The organism is Pseudomonas sp. R25(2017) (genome assembly GCF_002112565.1).
GTDB lineage: Bacteria > Pseudomonadota > Gammaproteobacteria > Pseudomonadales > Pseudomonadaceae > Aquipseudomonas > Aquipseudomonas ekonensis.
The window spans coordinates 173,571-186,861 of sequence record NZ_NEHZ01000002.1 but is presented as its reverse complement, the minus strand read 5'-3'; the positions used below and the strand labels follow the sequence as shown (position 1 = coordinate 186,861).

General features: G+C 63.4%; 10 protein-coding genes. All 10 read left to right on the top strand.

The features are described from left to right. Positions 1-88: 88 nt before the first annotated feature. Positions 89-1,165: an S-methyl-5-thioribose-1-phosphate isomerase gene (gene mtnA / locus CAG31_RS03335; protein ID WP_085578051.1), complete on the top strand. Its 1,077-nt coding sequence runs from the start codon at positions 89-91 to the stop codon at positions 1,163-1,165. Between the two features lie 426 nt (positions 1,166-1,591). Further along, positions 1,592-4,255, top strand: coding sequence for a DNA gyrase subunit A (gene gyrA / locus CAG31_RS03330; protein WP_085578050.1), 2,664 nt, complete (start codon positions 1,592-1,594; stop codon positions 4,253-4,255). Positions 4,256-4,319: 64 nt separating this feature from the next. Next, positions 4,320-5,405 carry a 3-phosphoserine/phosphohydroxythreonine transaminase gene (serC, locus tag CAG31_RS03325; RefSeq protein WP_085578279.1) on the top strand — a complete coding sequence of 362 codons (1,086 nt, stop codon included), beginning with the start codon at positions 4,320-4,322 and terminating at the stop codon, positions 5,403-5,405. Next, on the top strand, positions 5,405-6,499 hold the full coding sequence (gene pheA / locus CAG31_RS03320; RefSeq protein WP_085578049.1) for a prephenate dehydratase: 1,095 nt from the start codon (positions 5,405-5,407) through the stop codon (positions 6,497-6,499). The genes serC and pheA overlap by 1 nt, the downstream gene beginning before the upstream one ends. Before the next feature lie 14 nt (positions 6,500-6,513). Continuing rightward, positions 6,514-7,626 carry a histidinol-phosphate transaminase gene (hisC, locus tag CAG31_RS03315; RefSeq protein WP_085578048.1) on the top strand — a complete coding sequence of 371 codons (1,113 nt, stop codon included), beginning with the start codon at positions 6,514-6,516 and terminating at the stop codon, positions 7,624-7,626. Positions 7,627-7,654: 28 nt separating this feature from the next. Next, entirely contained in the window at positions 7,655-9,862 is a 2,208-nt protein-coding gene (locus CAG31_RS03310) for a bifunctional prephenate dehydrogenase/3-phosphoshikimate 1-carboxyvinyltransferase (RefSeq protein WP_256575495.1), read from the top strand. Continuing rightward, positions 9,859-10,548: a (d)CMP kinase gene (cmk, locus tag CAG31_RS03305; RefSeq protein ID WP_085578046.1), complete on the top strand. Its 690-nt coding sequence runs from the start codon at positions 9,859-9,861 to the stop codon at positions 10,546-10,548. The genes CAG31_RS03310 and cmk overlap by 4 nt, the downstream gene beginning before the upstream one ends. 118 nt (positions 10,549-10,666) lie before the next feature. Beyond that, positions 10,667-12,352, top strand: a complete 1,686-nt coding sequence (rpsA, locus tag CAG31_RS03300) for a 30S ribosomal protein S1 (protein WP_085578045.1) — start codon at positions 10,667-10,669, stop codon at positions 12,350-12,352. Positions 12,353-12,567: 215 nt separating this feature from the next. After that, positions 12,568-12,846: a hypothetical protein gene (locus CAG31_RS03295; protein WP_085578044.1), complete on the top strand. Its 279-nt coding sequence runs from the start codon at positions 12,568-12,570 to the stop codon at positions 12,844-12,846. 139 nt (positions 12,847-12,985) lie between these two features. Beyond that, the gene (ihfB, locus tag CAG31_RS03290) at positions 12,986-13,279 is read left to right on the top strand and encodes an integration host factor subunit beta (RefSeq protein ID WP_077047287.1); all 294 of its coding nucleotides are present in this window, start codon (positions 12,986-12,988) and stop codon (positions 13,277-13,279) included. Positions 13,280-13,291 lie beyond the last annotated feature (12 nt).

The window sequence follows — 13,291 nt, the reverse complement described above, 5'->3', positions numbered from 1 at the left end:
TTTGTGAAGGATGGCGAAGTATACCCGAGCGTCTTCGCGGGGGGATCGCTATAATCGGCCGCTTTTGTTCATGAGTGCGGGGTGAGGGATGCGCGATCGTCTGTTGGCTGCAGAGAAAGTGAAGGCCATCGATTGGCGTGATGGCGCGCTTTACCTGCTGGATCAGCGTATTTTGCCGTTCGAGGAAACCTGGATCGCCTACACCGGCGCCGCCGGCGTGGCCGAAGCGATACGCTCGATGGTGGTGCGCGGTGCGCCGGCCATCGGCATCGCGGCGGCGTATGGCGTGGTGCTGGCCGCCCGTGCCCGGTTCGCGGCCGGCGGCGACTGGCAGGCGGCGCTGGAGGAAGACTTCGCGCTGCTGGCGCAATCCCGCCCGACGGCCGTCAACCTGTTCTGGGCGCTGGGCCGCATGCGCGAACGCCTGGAGCGCCTCAAGGAGCACGCCGATCCGCTGGCGGCGCTGGAGGCCGAAGCCGTCGCCATCCATGAAAGCGACCGCGAAGCCAACCTGACCATGGCCCAGCTGGGCGTCGACCTGATCCGCAAGCACCAGGGCAACGCCCAGGCGCTGCTCACCCACTGCAACACCGGCGCCCTGGCCACCGGCGGCTTCGGCACTGCGCTGGGCGTGATCCGCGCCGCGTTCATCGAGGGCATGGTCGAGCATGTGTACGCCGACGAAACCCGGCCCTGGCTGCAGGGCTCGCGCCTGACGGCGTGGGAGCTGGCCAACGAAGGCGTTCCTGTCACGCTCAATGCCGACTCGGCGGCGGCGCACATCATGAAGACCAAGGGCGTCACCTGGGTGATCGTCGGCGCCGACCGGATCACCGCCAACGGCGACGTGGCGAACAAGATCGGCACCTATCAGCTGGCGGTCAACGCCATGCACCACGGCGTGCGCTTCATGGTGGTAGCGCCGAGCTCGACCATCGACATGAACCTGGCCAGCGGCGACGACATCCCGATCGAGGAGCGTGACGGCGCCGAACTGCTGGAGGTCGGCGGCAAGCGCGTCGGGGCGGATGTCCAGGCCTTCAATCCGGTGTTCGACGTGACGCCGGCGGATCTGATCGATGCGATCGTGACCGAGAAGGGCGTGGTCGAGCGTCCGGACGCCGCGAAAATGGCCCAGCTGATGTGCCGCAAACGCCTGCATTGAGACCGGTGGGCGGCCTGTGCATTGCCATCGCGCGCAGGCTTGCTTTCGCATGAATGGCGCCGGCCGCCCCACCTGTGGGATCCAACCGGCTGGCGATCGGGGCCTTAAGGTCAACAAATATCTGCAATTCGGGCCCGATTTTTGCGCCCGATGAGCCTCTGAGCCCCTCACGTCCCCTTTAAGGCTGTCATCGGTCATCTAACTATGCTCCATGCGCATCTGGGGGATAGGTGCGTGGCGGCTGTTGTGATAACATCCGGCGTTTTCCGAGACAGCTCCGCGGAGTTGTCTTCACTGCGCAAATCCGCGCCGCAGCGCGCCGATTTGTCGTAAGTCGTGGCATGGCATCCGGCCTGCAGCGACGAGCTTCGTTGGTCCCATATGGATATGACGAAGTTTCACCAGAAAAAAGGAATCAGGCTTCTCATGGGCGAACTGGCCAAAGAAATCCTCCCGGTCAATATCGAAGACGAGCTGAAACAGTCCTATCTCGACTACGCGATGAGCGTGATCGTCGGCCGTGCACTGCCGGATGCGCGCGATGGCTTGAAGCCCGTGCACCGTCGCGTGCTGTTCGCGATGAGCGAACTAGGCAACGACTACAACAAGCCGTACAAGAAATCCGCCCGTGTGGTCGGTGACGTGATCGGTAAGTACCACCCGCACGGTGACACCGCGGTGTACGACACCATCGTGCGCATGGCCCAGCCTTTCTCCCTGCGCTACCTGCTGGTCGACGGCCAGGGCAACTTCGGTTCGGTGGACGGCGACAACGCCGCGGCCATGCGATACACCGAAGTGCGCATGACCAAGCTGGCGCATGAGCTGCTGGCCGACCTGCACAAGGAAACCGTGGACTGGGTGCCGAACTACGACGGCACCGAACTGATCCCGGCGGTCATGCCGACCAAGATCCCCAACCTGCTGGTCAACGGCTCCAGCGGCATCGCCGTGGGCATGGCGACCAACATCCCGCCGCACAACCTCGGCGAGGTCATCGACGGTTGCCTGGCCCTCATCGACAACCCCGAGCTGACCGTCGATGAGCTGATGCAGCACATCCCCGGCCCCGACTTCCCGACCGCCGCCGTGATCAACGGCCGTGCCGGCATCATCGAGGCCTACCGCACCGGCCGCGGCCGCATCTACATGCGCGCCCGCTCGATCATCGAAGACATCGACAAGGTCGGCGGCCGTCAGCAGATCGTTGTCACCGAGCTACCGTACCAGCTGAACAAGGCGCGTCTGATCGAGAAGATCGCCGAGCTGGTCAAAGAGAAGAAACTCGAAGGCATCACCGAGCTGCGCGACGAATCCGACAAGGACGGCATGCGCATCGTGATCGAGCTGCGCCGCGGCGAAGTGCCGGAGGTGGTGCTCAACAACCTCTACGCCCAGACCCAGCTGCAGAGCGTGTTCGGCATCAACATCGTGGCCCTGATCGACGGCCGTCCGCGGATCCTCAACCTCAAGGACCTGCTGGAAGCCTTCGTGCGCCACCGTCGCGAAGTCGTCACCCGCCGCACCGTGTTCGAACTGCGCAAGGCCCGCGAGCGCGGCCATATCCTCGAAGGCCAGGCCGTCGCCCTGTCGAACATCGACCCGGTGATCGCCCTGATCAAGGCGTCGCCGACGCCGTCCGAGGCCAAGGAAGCGCTGGTCAGCACCCCGTGGGAATCCACCGCCGTGATGGCGATGGTCGAGCGCGCCGGCGCCGATTCGTGCCGTCCGGAGAACCTCGATCCGCAGTACGGCCTGCGCGAAGGCAAGTACTTCCTGTCGCCGGAGCAGGCCCAGGCGATCCTCGAACTGCGCCTGCACCGCCTGACCGGCCTGGAGCACGAGAAGCTGCTGGCCGAGTACCAGGAGATCCTCAACCAGATCGGCGAGCTGATCCGCATCCTCAACAGCTCCGCGCGCCTGATGGAAGTGATCCGCGAAGAGCTGGAAGTGATCCGCGCCGAATACGGCGACGTGCGCCGCACTGAAATCCTCGATGCGCGCCTGGACCTGACCTTGGGCGACATGATCCCGGAAGAGGATCGCGTCGTGACCATTTCCCACGGCGGCTACGCCAAGACCCAGCCGCTGGCCGCTTACCAGGCCCAGCGTCGCGGCGGCAAAGGCAAGTCGGCCACCGGCGTCAAGGACGAGGACTACATCGCTCACCTGCTGGTCGCCAACAGCCACACCACGCTGCTGCTGTTCTCCAGCAAGGGCAAGGTGTACTGGCTCAAGACCTACGAGATCCCGGAGGCGTCCCGCGCCGCCCGCGGCCGTCCGCTGGTCAACCTGCTGCCGCTGGATGACGGTGAGTACATCACCACCATGCTGCCGGTCGAGGAATACACCGAAGGCCACTACATCTTCATGGCCACCGCCAACGGCACCGTGAAGAAGACCCCGCTGGAATCCTTCAGCCGTCAGCGCAGCGTCGGCCTGATCGCGCTGGAGCTGGACGAAGGCGACGTGCTGATCTCCGCGGCCATCACCGACGGCGAACGCGAAGTGATGCTGTTCTCCGACGGCGGCAAGGTCACCCGCTTCAAGGAATCCGACGTTCGTGCCATGGGCCGTACCGCCCGCGGCGTGCGCGGCATGCGCCTGCCGGAAGGCCAGAAGCTGATTTCCATGCTGATCCCGGAAGAGGGCAGCCAGATCCTCACCGCTTCCGAGCGCGGCTACGGCAAGCGCACCGCGATCTCCGAGTTCCCTGAGTACAAGCGTGGCGGCCAGGGCGTGATCGCCATGGTCAGCAACGAGCGCAACGGCCGTCTGGTCGGGGCGGTGCAGGTGCTCGACGGCGAGGAGATCATGCTGATCTCCGACCAGGGCACGCTGGTGCGTACCCGTGTCGACGAAGTCTCCAGCCTGGGCCGTAACACCCAGGGCGTGACCCTGATCAAGCTGGCCAAGGACGAGACCCTGGTGGGCCTTGAGCGGGTGCAGGAACCGTCGGAAATCGAGGGTGACGAGCTTGAAGGTGAAGAGGGTGTCGAACTGGACGACGGCGTGATCGGCGCCGAGCCGGACGACGCAGGCGACAACCTGCAGGCGGACGCCGCAGACGAAGAAGAGTCGCAAGACTAACCCAATCGTAGCAGGGCAGAGTGTTTGCTCTGTCCGCTACCGTGATTGCATAGCGAGAGTGGATGTGAGCAAACGAGCCTATAACTTCTGCGCAGGTCCCGCTGCGCTGCCTGAAGCTGTCCTGTTGCGTGCCCAGTCCGAGCTGCTCGACTGGCACGGCAAGGGTCTTTCGGTCATGGAGATGAGCCATCGCAGCGATGAGTTCGTCTCCATCGCCACCCAGGCCGAGCAGGATCTGCGTGACCTGCTGAATATCCCCTCGAACTATAAAGTGCTGTTCCTGCAGGGCGGCGCGAGCCAACAGTTCGCGCAGATCCCGCTGAACCTGCTGCCCGAAGGCGGCAGCGCCGACTACATCGACACCGGCATCTGGTCGCACAAGGCCATCGAAGAGGCGTCCCGCTACGGCCGCGTCAACGTCGCCGCCAGCGCCAAGCCCTATGACTACTTCGCCATTCCCGGCCAGGACGAGTGGACGCTGTCGAAAGACGCGGCCTACGTTCACTACGCGCCGAACGAAACCATCGGCGGCCTGGAGTTCCAGTGGATCCCGGAAACCGGCGACGTCCCGCTGGTGGCCGACATGTCGTCCGACATCCTCTCGCGCCCGGTGGACATCTCTCGCTTCGGCATGATCTACGCCGGCGCCCAGAAGAACATCGGCCCGAGCGGCATCGTCGTCAACATCGTCCGCGAAGACCTGCTGGGCAAGGCCCGCGCACTGTGCCCGACCATGCTCGACTACAAGGTCGCGGCCGACAACGGCTCGATGTACAACACCCCGCCGACCCTGGCCTGGTACCTGTCCGGCCTGGTGTTCCAGTGGCTGAAGGAGCAGGGCGGCGTAGAGGCCATCGCCAAGCTCAATGACGCCAAGCAGCGCACGCTGTATGACTTCATCGACGCCAGCGGCCTCTACAACAACCCGATCAAGAAATCGGACCGTTCCTGGATGAACGTGCCGTTCCGCCTGGCCGACGACCGTCTGGACAAGCCGTTCCTGGCCGGCGCCGAAGAACATGGCCTGCTGAACCTCAAGGGGCACCGCTCCGTGGGCGGCATGCGCGCCTCCATCTACAACGCTGTCGACATCAACGCGGTCAACGCGCTGGTGGCGTACATGGCGGAGTTCGAGAAGGAACACGGCTGATGTCCGAACAAGAACTCAAGGCGCTGCGCCTGCGCATCGATGCCCTGGACGAAAAGGTCCTGGACCTGATCAGCGAGCGTGCGCGCTGCGCCCAGGAAGTCGCCCGGGTGAAGATGGCGTCGCTGGCCGAAGGCGAGGTGCCGGTGTTCTACCGGCCCGAGCGAGAGGCCCAGGTGCTCAAGCGGGTGATGGAGCGCAACCAGGGGCCGCTGGGCAACGAAGAGATGGCGCGGCTGTTCCGCGAGATCATGTCCTCGTGCCTGGCGCTGGAGCAGCCGCTGAAAGTGGCCTACCTCGGCCCGGAAGGCACCTTCACCCAGGCGGCGGCCATGAAGCACTTCGGCCATGCCGTGATCAGCAAGCCGATGGCGGCCATCGACGAGGTGTTCCGCGAAGTGGCCGCCGGTGCGGTGAACTTCGGCGTGGTGCCGGTGGAGAACTCCACCGAAGGTGCGGTCAACCACACCCTCGACAGCTTCCTCGAGCACGACATGGTGATCTGCGGCGAAGTCGAGCTGCGCATTCACCATCACTTGCTGGTGGGCGAGAACACCAAGACCGACAGCATCACCCGCATCTATTCCCACGCCCAGTCGCTGGCCCAGTGCCGCAAGTGGCTGGACGCCCATTACCCGAACGTCGAGCGCGTGGCGGTGCCGAGCAACGCCGAGGCGGCCAAGCGGGTCAAGGGCGAGTGGAACTCGGCGGCGATCGCCGGCGACATGGCGGCCGGGCTGTACGGCCTGACCCGTCTGGCCGAGAAGATCGAAGACCGTCCGGACAACTCCACGCGGTTCCTGATGATCGGCAACCAGGAAGTGCCGCCGACCGGGGACGACAAGACCTCGATCATCGTGTCCATGAGCAACAAGCCCGGCGCGCTCCACGAGCTGCTGGTGCCGTTCCATGACAACGGCATCGACCTGACCCGCATCGAGACCCGTCCGTCGCGCAGCGGCAAGTGGACCTACGTGTTCTTCATCGACTTCGTCGGCCATCACCGCGACCCGCTGGTCAAGGGTGTGCTGGAGAAGATCAGTCAGGAAGCGGTGGCACTCAAGGTGCTGGGTTCCTACCCGAAAGCAGTTCTCTAAGGGGTATCAGCCTAATGAGCGGTAACTTCCTCGACCTGGCGCAGCCGGGCGTGCAGCAACTTTCGCCCTACGTTCCGGGCAAGCCTGTGGACGAACTGGCCCGCGAGCTGGACCTGGATCCGGCCAGCATCGTCAAACTGGCCAGCAACGAGAACCCGTTGGGCGCAAGTCCGAAGGCCCTGGCGGCCATCCGCGACGAGCTGGCCGAACTGACCCGCTATCCGGACGGCAACGGTTTTGCGCTCAAGTCGTTGCTTGCCGAGCAATGCCGCGTCGAGCTGAACCAGGTGACCCTGGGCAACGGCTCCAACGACATTCTGGAACTGGTGGCGCGGGCCTACCTGGCCCCGGGCCTGAATGCCGTGTTCAGCGAGCACGCCTTCGCGGTGTACCCGATCGCGACCCAGGCCGTCGGCGCGCAGGCCAAGGTCGTGCCGGCCAAGGACTGGGGGCATGACCTGCCGGCCATGCTGGCGGCCATCGACGCCAACACCCGTGTCGTGTTCATCGCCAACCCGAACAACCCGACCGGCACCTGGTTCGGTGCCGAAGCGCTGGACGAATTCCTGCAGGACGTGCCGGAGCATGTGCTGGTGGTGCTGGACGAGGCGTACATCGAGTACGCCGAAGGCTCCGACCTGCCGGACGGCCTGGACTTCCTGGCGGCCTACCCGAACCTGCTGGTGTCGCGCACCTTCTCCAAGGCCTATGGCCTGGCGGCCCTGCGCGTGGGCTACGGTCTCTCCACGCCGGTGGTGGCGGACGTGCTGAACCGCGTACGGCAGCCGTTCAACGTCAATAGCCTGGCCTTGGCGGCGGCTTGCGCTGCGCTGAAGGATGAGGACTACCTGGCGCAGAGCCGTCAGCTCAACGAGTCCGGCATGCAGCAGCTCGAGGCGGGTTTCCGCGATCTGGGGCTGAGCTGGATCCCGTCCAAGGGCAACTTCATCTGCGTCGACCTCGGCCGGGAGGCGGCGCCGGTGTTCCAGGGGCTGCTGCGCGAGGGCGTGATCGTGCGTCCGGTGGCCAACTACGGCATGCCGAACCATCTGCGGGTGACCATCGGTCTGCCGGCGGAAAACCGTCGCTTCCTCGAAGCGTTGAGCAAGGTTTTGGCCCGTGGTTGATGTCACTGCGCTGCAACCTGCTGCACCTATGATCGGTCGCTTGGTGGTGGTCGGTCTGGGGTTGATCGGTGGTTCTTTTGCCAAGGGCTTGCGGGAAAGCGGCCTGTGCCGCGAAGTGGTCGGGGTGGATCTCGACCCGCAGTCGCGCAAGCTTGCGGTCGAGCTGGGCGTGGTGGATCGCTGCGAGGAGGATCTGCTCGCCGCCTGTCAGGGCGCTGACGTGATCCAGCTGGCCGTGCCGATCCTGGCCATGGAAAAAGTGCTGGGCCGTCTGGCCGGCATGGAGCTGGGGCAGGCGATCCTGACCGACGTCGGCAGCGCCAAGGGCAATGTGGTACGCGCCGCCACGCAAGCGTTCGGCGGCATGCCGCCGCGTTTCGTGCCGGGGCATCCGATCGCCGGTTCCGAGCAAAGCGGCGTGGAAGCCTCCAATGCCGAGCTGTTCCGCCGTCACAAAGTGATCCTGACGCCGCTGGAGCAGACCGATCCGCAAGCGCTGGCGGTCGTCGACCGCTTGTGGCGCGAACTGGGTGCCGACGTCGAGCACATGCAGGTCGACCGTCACGACGAGGTGCTGGCCGCGACCAGCCACCTTCCGCACCTGCTGGCCTTCGGTCTCGTCGATTCGCTGGCCAAGCGCAATGAAAACCTGGAGATCTTCCGTTACGCTGCGGGCGGTTTCCGCGATTTCACAAGAATCGCCGGAAGCGACCCGGTCATGTGGCACGACATCTTCCTCGCCAACCGCGAGGCGGTCCTGCGCACACTCGATACATTTCGCAGCGATCTCGACGCCTTGCGCGACGCGGTCGATGCAGGGGATGGGCACCAACTGTTGGGCGTCTTCACGCGCGCCCGGGTTGCCCGCGAGCATTTCAGTAAAATCCTGGCCCGCAGGGCCTATGTGGACGCTATGAATTCCAACGATCTGATCTTCCTGGCTCAACCTGGTGGCCGCCTGTCCGGTCGGATTCGCGTACCGGGCGACAAATCGATTTCCCACCGTTCGATCATGCTCGGCTCCCTGGCTGAAGGTGTCACCGAAGTCGAAGGTTTCCTTGAGGGCGAAGACGCTCTGGCGACCTTGCAGGCGTTCCGCGACATGGGCGTGGTCATCGAAGGCCCGCACCACGGTCGTGTGACCATTCACGGCGTCGGCCTGCACGGCCTCAAGCCGGCGCCGGGCCCGATCTACCTGGGCAACTCCGGCACCTCGATGCGCCTGCTGTCCGGCCTGCTGGCGGCGCAGGACTTCGACAGCACCCTGACCGGCGACGCCTCGCTGTCCAAGCGTCCGATGAACCGCGTGGCCAATCCGCTGCGCGAGATGGGCGCCGTGATCGAAACCGCCGCCGAGGGTCGTCCGCCGATGACCATCCGCGGCGGCAACAAGCTCAAGGGCCTGACCTACACCATGCCGATGGCCAGTGCCCAGGTGAAGTCCTGCCTGCTGCTGGCCGGCCTGTACGCCGACGGCAAGACCACCGTCACCGAACCTGCGCCGACCCGCGACCATACCGAGCGCATGCTGCGCGGCTTCGGCTATTCGGTGGACGTCGACGGCGCGACCGCCTCGGTCGAGTCGGGCGGCAAGCTGACCGCAACCCACATCGAAGTGCCGGGCGACATTTCCTCGTCGGCGTTCTTCCTGGTGGCGGCCTCGATCGCCGAGGGCTCCGAGCTTGTGCTCGAGCACGTCGGCATCAACCCGACCCGCACCGGCGTGATCGACATCCTGCGCCTGATGGGCGCGGACATCACCCTGGAGAACCAGCGTGAAGTCGGCGGCGAGCCGGTGGCCGACCTGCGGGTGCGGGCAGCTAAACTCAAAGGTATCGAGATTCCCGAGGCGCTGGTTCCGCTGGCCATCGACGAGTTCCCGGTGCTGTTCGTGGCCGCTGCCTGCGCCGAGGGCCGCACGGTCCTGACCGGCGCCGAAGAGCTGCGGGTCAAGGAATCGGATCGGATCCAGGTGATGGCGGACGGGTTGCTGGCGCTGGGCGTCAAGTGCGAACCGACCCCGGACGGCATCATCATCGACGGCGGCCGCATCGGCGGCGGCGAAGTGCACGGTCACGGCGACCATCGCATCGCGATGGCCTTCAGCGTGGCCTCGCTGCGCGCCGATGCGCCGATCCGCATCCATGACTGCGCCAACGTCGCGACCTCGTTCCCGAACTTCCTGGCGCTGTGCGCGCAGGTGGGCATCCGTGTGGCAAAAGAGGCACAGTCGTGAACAGCATCGCACCGGTCATCACCATCGATGGGCCAAGCGGCTCGGGCAAGGGCACGGTAGCCGGCATTCTGGCCGAGCGCCTGGGCTGGAACCTGCTGGACTCCGGCGCGCTGTATCGCCTGTTGGCGTTCGCGGCGCGCAACCATGGTGTCGACCTGACCAATGAAGAGCTGCTGAAGAAACTCGCCGCTCATCTGGATGTTCAGTTCATCCCGGCGACGAACGGTCAGCTGCAGCGCATCATCCTGGAAGGCGACGAAGTCAGCGATGTCATCCGCACCGAGAGCGTCGGCGCCGGCGCCTCCCAGGTGGCGGCGTTGCCGGCGGTGCGCGAGGCGCTGCTGCAGCGCCAGCGCGATTTCCAGGAAATGCCGGGCCTGGTGGCCGACGGCCGCGACATGGGCACGGTGGTCTTTCCCGGCGCCCCCCTGAAGATTTTCCTGACGGCCAGTGCCGAGGAGCGGGCGCGCCGCCGATATTTGCAGTTGAAGGGCAAAGTCGAGGGTGTTAGTCTGTCGAGTCTGCTAGATGAGATCCGTGCGCGCGACGAGCGTGACACCCAGCGAAGCGTAGCCCCGCTCAAGCCGGCGGCCGACGCGATACAGCTGGATTCCACGGAGTTGTCCATCGACCAGGTGCTTGAACGCATCATGAGCGAGATCGCCCTCCGCGATATCGCCGGGTGACCAGAAGGCGGCAGGGGACCAGTCATAGTCCTGCGGCGCTTCTTTTAAATGAAACTGATCCATACCGTCTGGGGTGTGGCTATGGGCGTATCCTTCGCCCTAATCTACAGGAATTAAAATGAGCGAAAGCTTTGCGGAACTCTTTGAAGAAAGCCTAAAGTCCCTGAACCTTCAGGCAGGCTCCATCATCACCGGCGTTATCGTTGATATCGACTACCAGATGGGCTGGGTAACCGTCCACGCTGGCCTGAAGTCGGAAGCACTCATCCCTCTGGAGCAATTCAAGAGCGATTCGGGTGACCTGAACATCAACATCGGTGACGAAGTTCACGTTGCTCTGGACTCGGTTGAAGACGGTTTCGGTGAAACCAAACTGTCCCGTGAAAAAGCCAAGCGCGCTGAATGCTGGATCGTTCTGGAAGCAGCCTTCGCAGCCGAGGAAGTGGTCAAGGGCGTTATCAACGGTAAGGTTAAGGGCGGCTTCACTGTCGACGTTAACGGCATCCGTGCGTTCCTGCCAGGTTCCCTGGTTGACGTCCGTCCAGTGCGCGACACCACGCACCTGGAAGGCAAAGAGCTGGAATTCAAGGTCATCAAGCTGGACCAGAAGCGCAACAACGTTGTCGTTTCCCGTCGCAGCGTCCTGGAAGCCGAGAACTCCGCCGAGCGTGAAGCTCTGCTGGAATCCCTGCAGGAAGGCCAGCAAGTCAAAGGTATCGTCAAGAACCTCACCGATTACGGCGCATTCGTCGATCTGGGTGGCGTGGACGGCCTGCTGCACATCACCGACATGGCCTGGAAGCGCATCAAGCATCCTTCCGAGATCGTCAATGTCGGCGACGAGATCGACGTCAAGGTTCTGAAGTACGATCGCGAGCGTAACCGTGTTTCCCTGGGCCTGAAGCAACTGGGTGAAGACCCGTGGGTTGCCATCAAAGCCCGTTACCCGGAAAGCACCCGCGTCATGGCGCGCGTGACCAACCTGACCGACTACGGCTGCTTCGCTGAGCTGGAAGAAGGCGTTGAAGGTCTGGTGCACGTTTCCGAAATGGACTGGACCAACAAGAACATCCACCCTTCGAAAGTCGTACAAGTCGGCGACGAAGTGGAAGTCATGGTTCTGGACATCGACGAAGAGCGTCGTCGTATCTCCCTGGGCATCAAGCAGTGCAAGTCGAACCCATGGGAAGACTTCTCTGGCCAGTTCAACAAGGGCGACAAGATCTCCGGCACCATCAAGTCGATCACCGACTTCGGTATCTTCATCGGCCTGGACGGCGGCATCGACGGTCTGGTTCACCTGTCCGACATCTCCTGGAACGAAACCGGCGAAGAAGCCGTGCGTCGTTACAAGAAGGGCGACGAGCTGGACACCGTTATCCTGTCGGTTGACCCAGAGCGCGAGCGCATCTCCCTGGGCATCAAGCAACTGGAAAGCGATCCGTTCTCCGAGTACGTTCAAGAGAACGACAAGGGCGCTATCGTCAAGGGCACCGTGAAAGAAGTTGACGCCAAAGGCGCCATCATCGTTCTGGCCGACGACATCGAAGCGACCCTGAAAGCCTCCGAAATCAGCCGTGACCGCGTTGAAGACGCGCGTAACGTCCTGAAAGAAGGCCAGGAAGTCGAAGCCAAGATCATCAGCGTTGACCGTAAGAGCCGCGTAATCCAGCTCTCGATCAAGTCGAAAGACGACGCTGAAGAGAAAGAAGCCATCCAGAGCCTGAAAGCAGCTCCGGAAGGCGAAGCAGTCGACACCACCATGGCGGCACTGCTGAAGCAAGCAATGGCCAAACAGAACTAAGTTCTGATCGGTCATGAAAAAGGGCGACTTCGGTCGCCCTTTTTTGTGCCTGCGATTTGACGTTCGCGGTCTTGATGAAGCGGTTTCGGCAACTGAATGAAACCGGATCGTTTTTTTTGCGGTCTGTTTCTCTGGGCGGATCAATTGCCCAATCGCAGCTAGGCTTGAATTGAAGAGTGCAGTGGTCGGGCTGTTTGCCTGGCATAAGGATCGGAATGAGCAAGCTGATTGTTTTGTTTGCAATGTTGGCGTTGGCGGGGTGCACGACTGGCGCAAAGACGCATGCGGTGCACGGCGTCAGCGGCATAGAGGTTGACTGTTCGGGGTTGGGGTCCGGATGGGACAGGTGTCTCAAGCGGGCCGCCAAGGAGTGCAAGGGGGCTGGCTACAAGGTGTTGGCGAGATCCGACGACGCGAAGGAGGAGGATGTCTTTCCTTTCGGGTTCAACCCGGCAGGCTACGTGACGCGCACCATGCTGGTGATCTGTCGGTGACTCCGCAGCCGTCGCAGGGCTGAAAGCGGGTGTTTCCGGGGCGTTGAAGATATGTCAATCCCTGGGCTGTTCAAATTCTTCAGGGCGTGCTAAAACCTTTGAAGCGCTGATCTAGCTGCTTGAAAAAGAAGGGAAAAACATGACGAAGTCGGAGTTGATCGAACGAATTGTCACCCATCAAGGGCTGCTCTCATCCAAGGATGTGGAGTTGGCCATCAAGACCATGCTTGAGCAAATGTCCCAATGCCTGGCGACCGGGGATCGCATCGAGATCCGTGGCTTCGGCAGCTTTTCCCTGCACTACCGTGCGCCGCGCGTCGGCCGCAACCCAAAGACCGGCCAATCCGTCAGCCTCGACGGGAAGTTCGTTCCGCACTTCAAGCCAGGCAAGGAATTGCGTGACCGTGTGAACGAAGAGGAGGAGGGGCTTTGATCGTCATGCTGC

Coding starts and splice junctions, on each gene's coding strand:
- mtnA (WP_085578051.1), top strand. CDS start 89: ATGCGCGATCGTCTGTTGGCTGCAGAGAAAGTGAAGGCCATCGATTGG.
- gyrA (WP_085578050.1), top strand. CDS start 1,592: ATGGGCGAACTGGCCAAAGAAATCCTCCCGGTCAATATCGAAGACGAG.
- pheA (WP_085578049.1), top strand. CDS start 5,405: ATGTCCGAACAAGAACTCAAGGCGCTGCGCCTGCGCATCGATGCCCTG.
- hisC (WP_085578048.1), top strand. CDS start 6,514: ATGAGCGGTAACTTCCTCGACCTGGCGCAGCCGGGCGTGCAGCAACTT.
- CAG31_RS03310 (WP_256575495.1), top strand. CDS start 7,655: ATGATCGGTCGCTTGGTGGTGGTCGGTCTGGGGTTGATCGGTGGTTCT.
- rpsA (WP_085578045.1), top strand. CDS start 10,667: ATGAGCGAAAGCTTTGCGGAACTCTTTGAAGAAAGCCTAAAGTCCCTG.
- CAG31_RS03295 (WP_085578044.1), top strand. CDS start 12,568: ATGAGCAAGCTGATTGTTTTGTTTGCAATGTTGGCGTTGGCGGGGTGC.
- ihfB (WP_077047287.1), top strand. CDS start 12,986: ATGACGAAGTCGGAGTTGATCGAACGAATTGTCACCCATCAAGGGCTG.